The organism is Aliidiomarina shirensis, from assembly GCF_003987345.1.
Taxonomy (GTDB): domain Bacteria; phylum Pseudomonadota; class Gammaproteobacteria; order Enterobacterales; family Alteromonadaceae; genus Aliidiomarina; species Aliidiomarina shirensis.
In genome coordinates, this window is the sequence record NZ_PIPP01000002.1 from 78,884 (window position 1) to 95,476 (window position 16,593).

16 protein-coding genes are annotated in these 16,593 nt (G+C 48.8%); 8 read left to right on the top strand and 8 right to left on the bottom strand.

Translation table 11 applies throughout. From position 1 onward, the window contains the following. Nucleotides 1–189: 189 nt before the first annotated feature. The 8 genes from hisG to hisIE all read left to right on the top strand — a co-directional run bounded on the left by hisG (nt 190) and on the right by hisIE (nt 7,587). Nucleotides 190–1,086: an ATP phosphoribosyltransferase gene (gene hisG / locus CWE13_RS04455; RefSeq protein ID WP_126806297.1), complete on the top strand. Its 897-nt coding sequence runs from the start codon at nt 190–192 to the stop codon at nt 1,084–1,086. A 6-nt stretch (nt 1,087–1,092) separates the two neighbouring features. After that, nucleotides 1,093–2,445 (top strand): histidinol dehydrogenase, encoded by a 1,353-nt coding sequence (gene hisD, locus CWE13_RS04460; RefSeq protein ID WP_126806299.1) that lies wholly within the window; start codon nt 1,093–1,095, stop codon nt 2,443–2,445. A gap of 22 nt (nt 2,446–2,467) precedes the next feature. After that, the gene (gene hisC / locus CWE13_RS04465) at nt 2,468–3,682 is read left to right on the top strand and encodes a histidinol-phosphate transaminase (protein ID WP_126806300.1); all 1,215 of its coding nucleotides are present in this window, start codon (nt 2,468–2,470) and stop codon (nt 3,680–3,682) included. Next, complete coding sequence (gene hisB / locus CWE13_RS04470; RefSeq protein ID WP_126806302.1) at nt 3,683–4,756, top strand: bifunctional histidinol-phosphatase/imidazoleglycerol-phosphate dehydratase HisB; 1,074 nt, start codon at nt 3,683–3,685, stop codon at nt 4,754–4,756. After that, nucleotides 4,753–5,382, top strand: coding sequence for an imidazole glycerol phosphate synthase subunit HisH (gene hisH / locus CWE13_RS04475; RefSeq protein ID WP_126806304.1), 630 nt, complete (start codon nt 4,753–4,755; stop codon nt 5,380–5,382). Before hisB ends, hisH begins: the two co-directional genes overlap by 4 nt. Then, nucleotides 5,376–6,113, top strand: coding sequence for a 1-(5-phosphoribosyl)-5-[(5-phosphoribosylamino)methylideneamino]imidazole-4-carboxamide isomerase (gene hisA, locus CWE13_RS04480; protein ID WP_126806306.1), 738 nt, complete (start codon nt 5,376–5,378; stop codon nt 6,111–6,113). Before hisH ends, hisA begins: the two co-directional genes overlap by 7 nt. Beyond that, the gene (hisF, locus tag CWE13_RS04485; RefSeq protein WP_126806308.1) at nt 6,095–6,868 is read left to right on the top strand and encodes an imidazole glycerol phosphate synthase subunit HisF; all 774 of its coding nucleotides are present in this window, start codon (nt 6,095–6,097) and stop codon (nt 6,866–6,868) included. Before hisA ends, hisF begins: the two co-directional genes overlap by 19 nt. A gap of 86 nt (nt 6,869–6,954) precedes the next feature. Further along, the gene (hisIE, locus tag CWE13_RS04490; protein ID WP_126806310.1) at nt 6,955–7,587 is read left to right on the top strand and encodes a bifunctional phosphoribosyl-AMP cyclohydrolase/phosphoribosyl-ATP diphosphatase HisIE; all 633 of its coding nucleotides are present in this window, start codon (nt 6,955–6,957) and stop codon (nt 7,585–7,587) included. A gap of 77 nt (nt 7,588–7,664) precedes the next feature. Here hisIE and CWE13_RS04495 read toward each other — a convergent pair whose 3' ends face one another. The 8 genes from CWE13_RS04495 to dnaX form a co-directional block, all read right to left on the bottom strand. Continuing rightward, nucleotides 7,665–9,044: an MATE family efflux transporter gene (locus tag CWE13_RS04495; protein ID WP_126806312.1), complete on the bottom strand. Its 1,380-nt coding sequence runs from the start codon at nt 9,042–9,044 to the stop codon at nt 7,665–7,667. Between the two features lie 76 nt (nt 9,045–9,120). Further along, nucleotides 9,121–9,924, bottom strand: coding sequence for an alpha/beta fold hydrolase (locus CWE13_RS04500; RefSeq protein ID WP_126806314.1), 804 nt, complete (start codon nt 9,922–9,924; stop codon nt 9,121–9,123). Between the two features lie 16 nt (nt 9,925–9,940). Then, the gene (locus tag CWE13_RS04505) at nt 9,941–10,333 is read right to left on the bottom strand and encodes an MAPEG family protein (protein ID WP_126806316.1); all 393 of its coding nucleotides are present in this window, start codon (nt 10,331–10,333) and stop codon (nt 9,941–9,943) included. Nucleotides 10,334–10,408: 75 nt separating this feature from the next. After that, nucleotides 10,409–11,053 (bottom strand): adenylate kinase, encoded by a 645-nt coding sequence (adk, locus tag CWE13_RS04510; protein WP_126806318.1) that lies wholly within the window; start codon nt 11,051–11,053, stop codon nt 10,409–10,411. 200 nt (nt 11,054–11,253) lie between these two features. Beyond that, on the bottom strand, nt 11,254–13,170 hold the full coding sequence (gene htpG / locus CWE13_RS04515) for a molecular chaperone HtpG (RefSeq protein ID WP_126806320.1): 1,917 nt from the start codon (nt 13,168–13,170) through the stop codon (nt 11,254–11,256). A gap of 102 nt (nt 13,171–13,272) precedes the next feature. Then, entirely contained in the window at nt 13,273–13,875 is a 603-nt protein-coding gene (recR, locus tag CWE13_RS04520; protein WP_126806322.1) for a recombination mediator RecR, read from the bottom strand. After that, the gene (locus CWE13_RS04525; RefSeq protein WP_126806323.1) at nt 13,875–14,207 is read right to left on the bottom strand and encodes a YbaB/EbfC family nucleoid-associated protein; all 333 of its coding nucleotides are present in this window, start codon (nt 14,205–14,207) and stop codon (nt 13,875–13,877) included. The genes recR and CWE13_RS04525 overlap by 1 nt, the downstream gene beginning before the upstream one ends. A gap of 123 nt (nt 14,208–14,330) precedes the next feature. Beyond that, nucleotides 14,331–16,541, bottom strand: coding sequence for a DNA polymerase III subunit gamma/tau (dnaX, locus tag CWE13_RS04530; RefSeq protein WP_126806325.1), 2,211 nt, complete (start codon nt 16,539–16,541; stop codon nt 14,331–14,333). Nucleotides 16,542–16,593: the final 52 nt, after the last annotated feature.

The following is a 16,593-nucleotide window of genomic DNA, read 5'->3' on the forward strand; positions in this document are numbered from 1 at the left end:
AACACCATCATCACCATCCCATGTAACGGCCTTCTGCTGTAATGGGAGGTCCGTTTTTTCACGGTACCTTCCAAGTTAAATAAGCTGCAAGCCCCGGAAGCGTACCTTACCGGGGCTTTTTCTTTGTGTTTTTTGAAACTGATAACACGAGCAACCAAATTTAAATTTAGAACTGAAAGGATAAATAGAATGAGCAACGAACGCCTAACAATCGCCGTACAGAAATCAGGCCGCTTGAGTAAAGAATCAATGAAATTACTAGAAGCGTGCGGTGTGAAATTCAATATCCACGAAGCGCGCTTAATGGCCCACAGCACCAGCCACCCGGTTGATTTGCTACGGGTTCGCGATGACGATATCCCAGGCCTAGTCATGGACGGCGTAGTTGACCTTGGGTTAATTGGTGAAAACGTTTTAGAAGAAGAGCGCCTTGAGCGTGTGATCAAGCAGCAACCCAGCGGTTTTAGTTCTTTGCGCCGCCTTGATTTCGGTTTCTGCCGCTTGAGCGTAGCGGTGCCAAAAGAAGAGAAGTATGAAGGCTTGCAAAGCTTAGCCGGTAAGAAAATTGCCACTACATACCCACGTTTATTAGAAAGCTACCTTGAGAAACAAGGCATTAAAGCGCGCACGGTAATGCTCACCGGCTCGGTTGAAGTTGCGCCACGCGCAGGCTTAGCCGATGCGATTTGTGATTTAGTATCTACCGGTGCCACACTTGAAGCGAATGGCTTGGTTGAAGAAGAAGTTATTTTCCGTTCACAGGTACAACTGATTCAGCGCGAAGAAGCGTTAAGCACTGAGAAACAAGAGCTGGTGAATAAACTTCTCGCGCGCCTTGATGGTGTGCAACTGGCTAAAGAAAGCAAATACATCATGCTGCACGCGCCGAAAGATAAGTTAAAAGAAGTGGAAGCCATTTTGCCAGGAGCCGAGCGCCCTACCATCCTTCCGTTGAGCCACAGCGATACTCAGGTTGCCGTGCACGTTGTCAGCACTGAAAACCTATTTTGGGAAACCATGGAGCAACTGAAAGCACTCGGTTGTAGCTCCATATTAGTGATGCCAATTGAAAAAATGATGGGATAAATGACCATGAGCACGAATATTCAATTGCCGGCACCAATTAATTGGCAAGAAACGAGCGCCGAAGCCCGTGAGCAGATACTCAGCCGGCCGGTACAAGCGGTTTCTGCATCGCTACGCGAGCAAGTAGCAACCATTATCAGTAACGTTGCTGAGCAAGGTGATGCCGCTTTGCTTGCGCTTACCGAACGCTTTGATGGCGTTTCCTTGCCAAGTCCAGAACTGAGCATGGATAAGGTAGCGAAAATAGCAGAGCAAGCGCCCGCCAAGGTAAAAGCGGCTATCGATCAGGCGTATACGAATATTCGCGCCTTTCATTTAGCGCAAAAGCCGAATGATGTAGCGCTTGAAACTATGCCGGGCGTTTACTGCGAACAAAAGTTTGCTGCCCTTGCCCGGGTTGGCTTATATATCCCCGGCGGTAGCGCCAGCCTGCCGAGCACCGTATTGATGCTCGGCGTTCCGGCCCAAATTGCGAACTGCAGTGAGCGTGTGCTGATTAGCCCACCCAATGCGCAAGGTGAATTAACACCTGCCATTTGCTATGCCGCTATGAAATGTGGCGTTACCGGTGTTTACTTGGGCGGCGGCGCCCAGGCTATTGCAGCGCTGGCCCTCGGAACCGAGAGCATTCCTTCCGTTGATAAAATATTTGGCCCTGGAAACAGCTACGTAACCGAAGCTAAGCAACAAGTGAGCCAACGCGCCGGCGGCCCAGCCATTGATTTACCGGCCGGCCCTTCAGAGCTATTAGTGATCGCTGATGATAGTGCGGAACCGGCATTTGTGGCAGCAGATTTACTCTCACAAGCTGAGCACGGCCCCGATTCACAAGTATTGCTACTCAGCCCTTCGAGTGCATTAATTGCTGCAGTTCGCGAAGCCTTAGCCGAGCAACTTGCCACACTACCGCGCGCCGAAATCACCAATCAAGCGCTTGCCTCGAGCGCCTTAATTCTTACACGAGATCTAGCGGAAGCCGTAGCCATTAGCGAAACCTATGCGCCTGAGCACTTAAGCTTACAGCTCGATGATTGTGCGCCATGGTTAGCAAAGCTTACTCGCGCCGGTTCTATTTTTGTGGGCCACTACACGCCTGAATCAGGGGGTGATTATGCTACGGGAACCAACCACGTGTTGCCTACCTATGGCTTTGCTCGCAACTACAGCAGTTTAGGCTTACTCGATTTTTATCGCCGCTATACGGTGCAAACCGTTAGCCCCCAAGGGCTTGCCGATTTGGGGAATACCATTATCGATCTCGCCGAAGAAGAGGCCCTCGATGCGCACCTTCGGGCCGTTTCACTGCGTTTAGAAAGTTCGCGCTTTCAGCGTGATACAGGTAAAACTAACAATGAATAGAGGAATGGGTGGAGATACCAGCATGAGCGCTAATGATACCCAAAGTAACTTCGTGCAAGCACTGTTGCGTGAACACTTACAGAGTTTCACCCCGTATGCCTCGGCGCGCCGTAGTATGTCGGGTGGTAATTTGTGGCTGAATGCCAATGAATCACCGTATGGCCGTAGCTATCAGGTAGCCACCGAAGATCTGAATCGCTACCCCGATTTTCAGAACAAAGGCTTGAATCAAGCCTACGCAAACTATGCCGGCGTTAAGGCAAACCAGCTCATCAGCCACCGCGGCAGCGATGAGAGTATTGAATTATTGATTCGCAGCTTTTGTGAACCGGGCTGCGATAAGATTCTAATCTGCCCACCTACCTATGGCATGTACGCTATTTCTGCCAGCATTAATCACAACGAAACCGTTGTAGTGCCATTGCAGGAGAAAACTTGGCAGCTAGATCTCGATGCTATTCAAACAGCCCTCGATGAAGCAGCCGGTAGCATTAAGGTAGTATTTCTCTGCAACCCATCAAATCCGCTCGGCAATGCGCTGCGCGAACAAGATATGTTGGCGGTACTGGAAATGTGCCGTGGCCGGGCGTTAGTGGTTTCGGATGAGGCGTATGTTGAGTTTGCGGAAGCGAGCCAAACCTCTGAAGTGAAAGCCGAAAAAACAGGTAGCCCTGCATCTAACAGCGCCAGCACCGTTTCCATGGTTCGTTACCTTGATAACTACGAGAACCTTGTGGTTATGCGCACCTTATCAAAAGCATTTGGCTTAGCGGGTATTCGTGTGGGCTTTACCATTGGTTCTGAAAACCTAATTAATGCGTTGCTGCCAATTCTTGCGCCCTACCCGCTGCCCGATGTTAGCGTACAGATCGCAAGCCAAGCTTTGCAGCTCGATAATCTTATTAGCACACGGCAAAACACGTTTGAAACCGTGAGCGAGCGCGATTTACTAGCCGCACAATTAAAGCAGCTGGATTATGTAAACGCGGTATACCCAAGCGTTACCAACTTTATATTGATCCAAGTAGAGGATGCACAAGCACTGATACAGTACTGCATCGATGCTGGCGTGTTACTGCGCAATCAATCCAACCAAATTGGTTTAGAACAGGTGGTGCGCATTACCGTGGGCAGCCCTGAAGAAAATGTTCAGCTACTTAGCCTGCTGAAACAATATCAACCGAATGATTCCATGCTTAAGAACGCAGTGGGTACGAAAAAAACGGAGGCCAAATAAATGGCAGCGCAAAAGATTCTATTTATTGATCGTGATGGCACTCTTGTTGAAGAGCCTGCCGTTGACAAGCAACTCGATCGCCTCGATAAACTCGTATATGAGCCGAGTGTCGTGAATGCCTTGCAAGATTTGCAAAGCGCCGGTTACACATTAGTGATGGTGAGTAACCAGGATGGTCTTGGTACCGATAGTTTTCCACAGGCTGATTTTGATGCCCCACACAATGCCATGATGGCCTTGTTTGCAGCGCACGGTATTAAGTTTATCGATGTGTTGATTTGCCCGCATTTTGATCATGAAAACTGCAGCTGCCGCAAACCTAAGCTTGGTTTGGTAAAAGAATATTTGCAGCAAGGCAAAGTTGATTTCACTACCTCGGCGGTAATTGGCGATCGCGATACTGATTTACAATTGGCCGATGCCATGGGTATTCAAGGCATTCGTTATGATCGGCAAGAAAATAACTGGCCTGCGATTGTGAAGAGCCTCACCCAGAAGCAACGGGTAGCCTCAGTAACGCGCACCACCAAAGAAACCGATATCCGCATTGATGTGAATCTAGATGAAAGCGGCCCGATTAAAATTCATACCGGTTTAGGCTTTTTCGACCACATGTTAGAACAAATCGCTACCCATGGCGGATTTTCGCTGCAAGTAGGCGTAACTGGCGATCTGCACATTGATGATCACCACACCGTGGAAGATACGGCATTAGCGCTGGGCGAAGCTTTGCACAAAGCGATGGGCGATAAACGGGGTATTGGCCGCTTTGGCTTTGTGTTGCCTATGGATGAGTGCCGCGCTGAGTGTGTGTTGGATATTTCTGGCCGCCCATTTTTGGTGTTCAACGCTGATTTTACGGCCGAAAACGTAGGCCAACTAGGCACGCAGATGGTTGAGCATTTCTTCCGTTCGCTTTGCGATACCATGAAAGTATCCTTGCACCTCACCACTACCGAAGGCAACGCTCATCACCAAGTAGAAAGCTTGTTTAAAGTATTTGGTCGCGGTTTACGCCAGGCGATTCGCAAGCAAGGGAGCGAAATGCCATCGAGCAAGGGAGTTCTCGCGTGAATCTAGTGATCGTGAATACGCGTGTAGCGAACTTGGCATCAGTTGATTTTGCCTTTCGCCGCTTGGGTGTTACGCCAATTATTAGTGCCGATTCGGATGTTATCAAAGCGGCAAGCCATGTCGTTCTTCCCGGCGTTGGCACTGCCAGCGCGGCTATGCGTTCATTAGAAAGTTTAGGCCTTGTGTCGGTATTGCGTGAGTTAACACAGCCGGTACTCGGCATCTGTTTAGGTATGCAAATGCTGACCGAGCGTTCCGCTGAAGCCGGAGCAGGCTCGGCCGTAGCAACAAGCGAAACCGCAGGTTCTGTGAATTGCTTAGGCGTTATTCCCGGTGGTATCGAACGCATGCAGGCGGCCGATGGCAAACCTCTACCGCACATGGGTTGGAACCGCACAGAGGTATCTGATCACCCATTGTTCGAGGGCTTGAAGCAACCGTGGTTCTATTTCGTGCATAGCTTTGCCGCACCCATTAGCGAACAAACCATTGCCAGTTGTGAATATACCCAAGAGTTTTCTGCAGCCATTGCCCACAACAACTTTATGGGTGTGCAATTTCACCCCGAGCGTTCCGGTGCCGATGGCGCCCGTGTGTTGAAGAATTTTCTGGAGATCAAATGTTAATTCCAGCTCTCGATTTAATTGATGGCCAGGTTGTGCGCTTATTAAAAGGCGATTTCGCCCAGCAAACCACCTATCACAGCGATCCGGTTGCAGTGGCCTGCCAATACCGAGATAGCGGTGCTGAATATATTCATTTAGTGGATTTAGATGGGGCGCGCGATCCCGCTAAACGCCAGCTCGCGTTACTCGCTGAGATCACCAAAGTATCGGGTTTACCGGTACAAACCGGTGGCGGCATTCGTACCAAAGCCGATGTTGAACAATTACTGGCCGCTGGTGTACAACGCGCGGTAATTGGCTCGAAAGCGGTGAAAGATCCGAAAACTGTATTGGCGTGGCTGGATGAATTCGGCCCCGAGGCGATTGTGTTGGCGCTTGATATCAACATTGATGCAGAAGGTAAGCGCTGGTTAGCCACCGAAGGTTGGCAAGAAAATAGCAGCGTAACCCTTGATGAATTGTTGCAGCAATATATTGAGCGTGGTTTACGCCATGTGCTCTGTACTGATATTAGCCGGGATGGCACCCTAAGCGGCTCTAACGTGCCTTTATACGCAGAACTGAAGCGCCAATACCCAAGCATTGTTTGGCAAGCTTCAGGCGGCGTTGCTGGCCTTGATGATTTAACCGCGTTAAAAGCCGAGCAATGCGATAGCGTGATACTGGGTAAGGCTTTACTTACCGGCAAATTTACCCTTGAGGAGGCCATTACATGCTGGCAAAACGCATAATTCCATGCCTCGATGTTCGTGATGGTCAGGTGGTGAAAGGCGTACAGTTTCGCAATCATGAAATTGTCGGCGATATCGTACCGCTAGCTACTCGCTACGCCGAAGAAGGCGCTGATGAGCTGGTGTTTTACGATATTACTGCCAGTGCAGATAACCGCGTGGTGGATAAATCGTGGGTAAGCCGGGTCGCTGAAGTGATCAATATTCCGTTTGCCGTTGCCGGGGGCATTCAAAATGTTGAACAAGCACGCGAAATACTCGCCATGGGCGCCGACAAAATATCGGTGAATTCCCTAGCGTTACGCCGCCCGGAATTGATTAATGAGTTAGTTGATGAATTCGGCCAGCAATGTGTGGTGATTGGTATCGACAGTTTCTTTAACGCCGATACTGGCCGTTACGAGGTGTACAAGTTCACCGGTGATGAAAGCCGCACAGAGAAAACCACTTGGGAAACCGCCGATTGGGTAAACGAAGTGATTGCTCGCGGCGCTGGCGAAATCGTGTTGAACTGCATGAACCAAGATGGGGTGCGCCAAGGCTATGATATTGCACAGTTGGCAAGCATTCGGCAGCACTGCTCAGTGCCGCTCATTGCTTCCGGTGGTGCCGGCGCGGAACAGCATTTTATTGATGTTTTTCAGCAAGCAAACGTAGATGGTGCGCTCGCCGCTTCGGTATTTCACAAGGGGATTATTCCAATTCCTACACTGAAAGCCACGTTGCGCAACGAAAATATTGCTATTCGCCCGTAGGTTGAATCGGCTGTAACTTGAATACTATTCATACTTTATGCTTTAACACATGAATAGAATTCACGATAACGAACTAGGAACAGATCATGATGGTAACCAGCGACAACATTGCTGATTTAGCATGGGAAAAAATGCAAGGCCTGTTGCCTTGCATGGTGCAAGATAGCACCAGTGGGCGCTTACTCATGCAAGGCTATATGAACGTAGAAGCGCTAACCGAAACCTTAGCCAGCGGCAAAGTAACGTTTTTCAGCCGCAGTAAGCAGCGCCTTTGGATGAAAGGCGAAAGTTCAGGCAATGAACTATTACTGGAATCTGTTACCGCTGATTGTGATAACGATGCCCTGCTGGTGCAAGCGCGGCCACAAGGCCCTACGTGCCACTTAGGCACAGAATCGTGCTGGGTGCCACCACAGCAGCCCGTTGCCAGTGAACTGATTGAATTAGAGCGCACTATTGCTGCGCGCAAAGCCGATTTAGCGGCCGGCAATCCTGGTAAAAGCTACACGGCAAAGCTATTGAACGATGGTATTCGCCGCTGTGCACAAAAAGTAGGCGAAGAAGGTGTAGAAGTAGCCCTTGCTGCCGTGGCACAGAACGATGAAGCGCTGCTAAATGAAAGTGCGGATTTGCTGTATCATTTGCTGGTGGTGCTGCAAGCGCGTGATCTTAGCCTTGAAGATGTGGTAAACGTATTGCGCGAACGCCGCAAAGATTAACAACTTCAGCAAATTACAGCACAGCGCGCCACTATTCGGCGCGCTGTTTTCGTTACGAAGCTTTTCGTTTTCAAGCGTTATTTTCCAAGCTTGGCTTCCCAAGCGCTATGCACCCGGAACAACCGTAACGTAAGCAACACCGCCGCCACACTTAAGCCAGAAATAAAGCCAATCCAGAAACCTGCAGCGCCCATGCGTGGCACCACCCAATCGGTAAGCCCTAATACCATCCCCACACTCAAACCAAATGGCCAGTATGAAATCAACGTTACTACCATAGCTGCACGGGTATCTTTATATCCGCGCAAAGCACCAATGGAAATTGCTTGGAAGGTATCGGAAACAGTAAAAATTGCCGCCAAACCGAGCAAGGTTCCCGCTAACGCAATAATTTCTGCGTTCTCGGTATAAAAACCAGCGAGCCAACGCCCACCGAGCCACATACCTAAGCCGTTAATCGTGGCGAAACTCACGCCCATGAGCAATGCTACTTTATACGCGTTCATGGCGTCTACCGGCCGCTCAGCGCCAAGCGCAAAGCCCACCCGTAAGGTAACCGCCATACTCAAACTCAATGGAAACATATACACCAACGACGACACGTTCAGTGCTATTTGATGGCCAGAAACCATTACCGCACCCAATGGCGCGATTAGAATAGCCACCGCCGCAAATAAACTCGTTTCAAAGAACAACGACATAGAAATAGGAAAGCCAAGCCGGGTGAAATGCCAAATATCATCCCAATCTGGGGCGAAGAATTTCCGAAACGGTGCTACCGCGGCAAAGCGTTTTGCATAGATCACGTACACTAACAAGCTCAACGCCATTCCCCACAGCACAATGGCGGATGCAAGGCCTGAACCAGCGCCACCCAACGCTGGCATGCCGAACTTGCCGTAAATAAAGATGTAGTTCGCTGGGATGTTAATCAGTAAACCAATCACCCCAATAACCAAACTCGGCATGGTGTGCGAAAGGCCTTCACAGAAGTTACGCAACACCACGTACAATACAAAGGCTGGCAAGCCCCACATAATAAAGCGCAAATAGCTTAGTGTCATTTGCCGGAATTCAGGCTCTACGTCCATAATCGCTAGGAAATACGGCGCAATAAACAGCAAAATACCGGTGAGAATTGCGCTGATAATGCAGGTATATAGCGATTGCTGCACATGCCGTGCTACCTGATCACGTTCATCGGCACCATCACAATGAGAAATCACCGGCGCTAGCGCCAAACCAAAACCGAAAATAATTAAAGTAAGCGGCATCCAAATTGCACCGCCCACGGCAACGGCTGCCAAATCAACGGCGCCAACGCGGCCCGACATCAAAGTATCAACAACGCTCATCAACATTTGCGTGAGCTGTGCAATTAAAATTGGGCCTGTTAGTAAAGCCAGTTTCTTTGCTTCCGGCCCCAACTTAGTGGTTTCAAGCCAAATACGACGCATGGTTTTTCCTAGAACGAGAACGGCATTCCCGTTTGTGTAAACTTCAATAATTACAAAATGAATCGTGCAAGCTGAGCTATATATTCTCAGCGGCGTTAGCCTCGAGCACATGCATATCTTTTAGTGCATCGAGGATAAACGGATTAACAATATCCGCTGCAACCAAAGGCCCCATATGGCCAGCGTGCACCGGCAAAAGTTGGCAATTCGGTAGGGTATCGGCTAAATGAGCAGCTACGGTACGACTCGAAAGTGGCGATTCATCGCCATGCAATAATACCACAGGGCACTTGATTTGAGCGTACTCGGCAAGCGTTGTTTCTTCGTCTAATAATGCGTGGAAATCTGCATAAACCTTGGCTTGCTGCTGGCTCATTAAGGTTTTCGCTTTTTCCGGCAGCCGCGCAAAATAACCGGGCTTATTCCAATAATCAACGAATATTGCCGCAGATTCCGTAAGCGATAAACCTTCCATACTCGCAGTAATCGCCAGAATCTCAGCACGTGCCGATTCTGCTTCCGCCAATACATGAAAGCTAACGGGCTCGTAAAGAATTAATCCCTGCACTTGCTCCGGATAACGCAACGCCCATTGCAGTGCCGTAGCGCCGCCATACGAATGGCCAATCAAAACCACCTTTTCAGCTGCGCCAGGAGCCGGAACATCTTGCGCATGCAGTGCTTTCAGCTCATCGCGTAAACGAAATTGAGTTATATCGCCCGGCAAGCCTTCAGCAAGGGAAACACCGCGGCCATACCCGATTAAATCAGGCGCATAAAAAGAAACGCCCGCCGGTAAAAGGCGGGCGAGCTGTTTAGCTAAGGAACGCCACTGCCCACTATGGCTTTGTGAGCTGTGCAGAGCAACAACGCTAGTCATGTTTTGCTAAAACCCTTTAACTTCCAATAGCGAATCCAACCAAAAAACCCGCGGCAAGTAATAACATCGCGAACGTGCCGAGCACACCGACCGTTCGATATATGCTCACACCCACAGATTTCGTTAAACCAATAGCATGGCTAACCCGCGCGATAAATAGTAATCCACCTAAACCATATAACAATATCGGATTTGCAGCATTTAGCTCCATCAACCCTAATAAAATTAACGCCAGTGGAACATACTCAATAAAATTACCGTGAATACGAACGGCTGCTTGTAAATCAACGGATTCACCGTTTCCAATACCTACGCGATCGCGCCAGCGCAAACGAATGATCCGCGCTGCTAATACCAAATAAAGCAGCGTTAATAACGCGGCGAATAAACTTGTTACAGGCAAAATCATAATGGCCTCCAGTGCGAATTATTATTCTTATTCATGTGAAACACAGGTATTCACCCGCTTAGGCCATAACCATGCCTAGCCAAGCAATTCCTTCAGTTCTTTATTAATATTTTCTACTTTTTGTGTGCCATCTAATTTATAGCACTTCACTACGCCTTGGTCAGCCAACTTCTTGTAGTAAGCAACCAATGGCTCAGTTTGCTCATGATAAATTTTCAGGCGCTTACGTACCGTTTCTTCTTTATCATCTTCACGAATTACCAAATCTTCGCCAGTAACATCGTCTTTGCCATCTTCTTTCGGCGGGTTATAGCTCACATGATACACCCGGCCTGAACCTGGGTGTACGCGGCGGCCTGCCATACGCTCCACAATCACATCATCCGCAACATCAAATTCAAGCACGTAATCAATCTTGATGCCCGCTTCCTGCATTGCATCGGCTTGTGGAATCGTACGTGGGAAACCATCCAGTAAGAAGCCATTCTTGCAATCTTCTTGGGCAATGCGCTCTTGCACCAAACCGATCATAATATCGTCAGAAACCAATTGGCCTGCGTCCATCACTTCCTTCGCTTTCTTGCCAAGCTCTGTGCCCGCTTTAATTGCTGCGCGTAACATATCACCTGTAGAAATCTGTGGAATATTATAAGTATTCATCAGAAATTGAGCTTGTGTGCCCTTCCCTGCGCCAGGCGCCCCCAAAAGGATGATCCGCATGGTGTTTCCCCTAAATTATTGTCATCGGATGGTTCAAAAAATAATGCGCCAACTTTACCTTTCAAAGCCCTAAATAACAAGGCCGACCATAGTCGAAGTTGCATGGTCTGATAAGTGAGAAAGCCCAGCACACTCGTATTGTGCAAAAAAAATGCTCCTCAAGTTGAGGAGCATTTGTTACGCGGTTAAATATTTCGCTATTAAAGTGCCAACATCAATCGATTGAGGCGGCGTACAAAGATACTCGGATCTTTCAAACTACCACGCTCGGCCAAAGTTGCTTGCTCAAGTAGCAAATCAGCCCATTCACCAAAACGCTCTTCGTCTTGTTCGTCCGCCACGCGTTTCACCAACGGGTGCTCAGGGTTCAGTTCCAGAATATATTTGGTTTCCGGCACTTTCTGCCCCGCCGCTTCCATTAACTTCGCCATTTGCGTCGACATGTCATTATCGTCGGTAACGATACATGCAGGTGAATCGGTCAACCGGTGTGTTACCCGCACTTTTTTCACTTTTTCACCGAGCGTTTTACTAAAGCGCTCTACCGTGGTTGCAAAATCTTCTTCAAGCTTCTCTTGTTCGGCCTTATCGGCGTCATCATCAAGTGAGCCTAAATCTAAATCACCACGGGTTACGGATTGAAACTTCTTCTCTTTATAATCAGTGATATGGCTCATTAACCATTCATCAATGCGATCAGAGAGTAAAAGAACTTCTACGCCTTTTTTGCGGAAAATCTCCAACGCCGGGTTATTTTTCGCTGCCTCATAGCTATCCGCTACAATGTAGTAAATCGCTTCTTGGCCTTCTTTCATACGCTCAATATAGGCATCTAAAGATACCCGCTGTTCACTGCTATCTTCGTGGCTAGACGCGAAGCGCAATAGCTCACAAATACGTTCGATATTCGCCTGATCTTCCGCGGGGCCTTCTTTCAACACATTCCCGAAATTATCCCAGAAACTGTTATAAGCATCGACATCATCACGCGCCAACTTCACCAAGCTTTGCAGTACTTTCTTCGTGCTGGCACTGCGCATTGAGCGCGTTACTTTGCTATCTTGCAAAATCTCCCGCGATACGTTCAGCGGCAAATCATTCGAATCGATCAAGCCACGCACGAAACGCAAATACGTTGGCATAAACTGCTCGGCGTCATCCATAATGAATACGCGTTGCACGTAAAGTTTAATACCTTTCTGATTCTCACGATTCCATAAATCCCACGGCGCTCGTTTCGGGATATACAACAAGCTGGTGTACTCGTGCTTACCTTCAACCTTGTTGTGGCTCCAAAGCAACGGATCATCGAAATCGTGCGCTACAGTTTTGTAGAATTCTTGATATTCCTCATCGCTGATTTCGCTTTTTTCACGCAACCAGAGTGCCTTACCAGCGTTTACGGTTTCCCATTCCCCCGGCTTCGCTGCAATTTTCTCGCCATCCGGGCCTTCGCTTTCCGGTTGCTCGTCTTTCCACATTTGCACAGGAATGCTCAAGTGATCAGAGTAGGTTGTTACGATCTCGCGTAGCTTCCATTCATCCAAGAATTCTTCTTCGCCTTCGCGCAAATGCAAGGTGATATCAGTACCACGAGTTTTCTTAGTGATCGGCGCAATAGTGAATTCACCATCGCCCGCCGATTGCCATTCCACCGCTTCATCTTCAGGCGCACCGGCTTCGCGCGTGCGCACTGTTACGCGATCAGAAACGATAAAAGCGGAATAAAAGCCAACACCAAACTGACCAATAAGCTGGGAATCTTTGCTTTGATCGCCAGAAAGCTGGCTAAAGAATTCTTTGGTACCCGATTTAGCAATCGTACCTAAATTACTCATGACATCTTCGCGGTTCATACCCACGCCATTATCACTAATGGTGATACTGCGATTTTCTTTATCGATGCTCAAACGCACACGCATCTCAGCATCGCCTGCATACAAATCATTGTTCTGCAGTGCTTTGAAGCGCAGTTTATCGGCGGCATCAGAAGCATTGGAAATCAGTTCACGAAGAAAGATATCCTTATTTGAGTAAAGCGAATGAATCATCAAATGTAGAAGCTGTTTTACTTCTGTTTGAAATCCGTGTTTTTCAGCATGCTGATTCTCAGCCATGGTGATTACTCTCCTAAATTATCGTGTCATTAACCCTACACAGGTAATGGGGATAAGGCGTACAGATTTCAAGGGCAAGATTTCAGGAAGAAATTTGAGTTTTTATAATGATTTACGGCCGGAGAAGGCGTGGCCTAAGGTGGTGTGATCAACATATTCCAGTTCGCCGCCAACCGGCACGCCATGTGCTATGCGGGTTGCATTGATATTATAGCGGGCAGCTAAATCAGCAATAAAGTGCGCCGTGGTATCGCCTTCCATGGTTGGGTTGGTCGCCAGAATCACTTCGTTTATGCCGCCATCTTGGAAGCGCTTTTCTAATAAATCTAAACCAATATCTGCAGGGCCAATGCCATCAAGGGGCGATAACCGGCCCATCAGCACAAAGTATTGCCCTTTATATTGGCTCGTTTGCTCCACAGCGAGCACATCCGCCGGCGATTCCACAATACAAACCGTACCTTCCGCAGCGCGCGCTTGGTTATCGCAAATAGAACAGGTATCACCCTCGGTAAGCGTACGGCAACGTTGGCAGCGCCCAACTACCTCTAACGCATGATTAAGCGCGCTAGCGAGCTTACCGGCACCATCACGATGGCGCTCCAAAAGTTGGAACGCCATACGTTGTGCTGTTTTTTGACCCACCCCAGGAAGTATACGCAGGGATTCAATCAAAGCGGCAATGGCCGGGCTAAATGCTTTCATTAGAAAGGTAGTTTCATACCCGGTGGTAAACCCATACCGCCAGCAATCGAACCCATTTTCTCTTTCGAAGCCTCTTCCACACGGCGCACTGCGTCGTTCGTGGCAGCAGCGATTAAATCTTCTAGCATTTCGCGGTCATCTTCATCACCAAATAAGCTTGGATCAATGGCTACACGCTTCACGTTGTGATTGCCGTACATGGTTACTTTTACCATGCCCGCACCGGCTTCGCCGGTTACTTCCATGCTGGCAATTTCTTCTTGCGCCTTCTGCATTTTTTCCTGCATCTGTTGCGCTTGTTTCATCATGTTACCCATGCCGCCTTTAAACATCTGAATATCTCTCTTTTTAAAATAAAGAATTGTGCGCTACAAGCAGCGCATCACTGATTAGAACATCGGGGTTCATACCCGATTTTTCAACCCTTTGTAAGCATATAAAACACCAGCTCAAGATTAGTGCAGCACATCAACTTTTTTTAATTCTGCCGCAAAATTATTCTGCAACTGCTGTATTCCCGGATGCGCCGCCACGCGCGCTTGCGCATCCTTCAATAACTTAGCATCGATTTCTTGCTGAATTCTAAATGGTGTACGTTCTGGAGCGCCCGTTTTTATCTGTAGGCGCTCCACGTTCATGATTTTACCGAGCTCATGCTTGATACTGGCATCCATGTGGCCAGAAAGAAGCCCTTGCTGCGCGGCATCGACTTCCAGTATTAGGCGGTCGTCAGCTTGATGCAGCATAGAGTGCAGGAGTACCTGCCGCGTGCGGCCTACAATATTCATTTGCTCAATCGTAGCTGCCCACTCATCCACTTGCGCAGCCGCAACTATTTTCTTCGCGCCTACTGACGGTTCGGTAGCTTGCGAATCCTGCACATCAGCTGTTGCCGTCTGTTCGGGCTTTGCCTCTATCACCGGTTTATTACTAACACGTGGCTCTTCGCTCACCGTAGGGAGTTCGTTAGTTACCGCCGCTTCTGAATTGTCTTTCTCTAAGTTTTGTTCAACACGCGGCGGTTCAACTTCGGCCGAACGCACTTCCGAGGATTGCGTTGCTGGCTGTTCTGCGCTTGCATTCGAGGCCGGTGTGCTTTTGCTGGTATCCGCTCGTTTAGCGGCTAACCGCTGACGCGTTGCCAACAATGAACTTAAATCCGATGTTGTTGATTGGGGTACCACGTTTTTATTCTCACTCAGCTGAGTGTTATTTGTGTCTGAACTAGACTGGACAGAACTGGGCTGGGCGGAACTGGAATCTGCTGCGGTGGAATTCGAAAGCCCCGCAGCTTGCGCTTCAATATGCGCTTGTTCGGCATACAAGCTCTCGTATTCTTCCTCATCTTCTTCAATAAAACCCGGAACTTCATGATCAGTAAATTCGGGCTTCTGAGTATCAACAGAAGCCGCTTCTTTATCTTCCGCTGAGGCCTCTTTATCGTCCGCTGAGGGCTCTTTGTCCTGGGCTAAAGGCTCTTTGCCTTGGGCTAAAGGCTCTTCATACGCTTGCGGGGCCGGCTCAGCGGCTGGCTTCTGTTCGCTAGCTTGTGGCTTTCCCCCAGTAACGGGCGCTCCAACCGCCGGACGAAACGCAAGTAAACGCAGTAATGTCATCTCCACGCCACTGAAGGCATCGGGCGCATAAGCCAATTCACGCCGGCCTTCCAATACCATGCGGTAATACACCTGCACTACCGCTGGATCTATTTTCTTGGCTAACGCGAGCATTTGTTGTTGATGTTCATGCAACTCAGGATCAAGCATGTTCGGCGCAACCTGTGCTAACGCCAACTGATGTAATATCCCCTGCAACTCAGATAGCACACCGGCAATATCTGGTACCTTATCGACCAAACCACGCAAACCATCGAGCACTCGATTTACATCGCCATCAGCGATATCGTTCAGCAGCGCAAGGAGGTTATGGTTATCGATACGGCCCAACATCTGCGCTACTTCTTGCTCGTTTACCCGCTGATCACCTTGAGCAATCGCTTGATCGGTAAGGCTTAATGCATCGCGCATACTGCCACTAGCAGAACGCGCTAGCAGCGCTAACGCAGCCGGTTCAAAAGGAATCTTTTCAGCTTCTAATATGTGCTGCAGTTGGCCAGTAATTTCATCGCGCGTAAGCGCTCGCAAACTAAACTGTAAACAGCGCGATAATACGGTAACGGGTAACTTATCTGGGTCTGTAGTAGCAAGTACAAATACCACGTGCGGAGGTGGCTCTTCTAAGGTTTTCAAGAGCGCATTAAAACTGTGCCGCGAAAGCATGTGTACTTCATCGATTAAGTACACCTTATAACGGCCAGAAGTGGGGCGATACTGCACGTTTTCTAGAATTTCTCGGGTGTCTTCAACTTTTGTGCGTGATGCGGCATCAATTTCCATCAGGTCTACAAAGCGCCCTGCTTCGATATCAATACAGGCGGAACATTCGCCGCAAGGAGTGGGCGTGATGCCGGTAGCACAATTTAAACTACGGGAGAGGATCCGTGCAATGGTGGTTTTACCAACCCCACGGGTACCGGTAAGCAAATAAGCATGATGTAAACGCTGGTGGGTGAGCGCGTTAGTGAGTGCTTGCAACACGTGTTGTTGCCCTACCACTTCACCAAAGTTACGCGGCCGCCATTTCCGTGCCAGCACTTGGTAACTCATGCAGCCTCCAGTATTTTATTTGGGTTCTATAAAGCGAAGTTTTAAGCTTCGC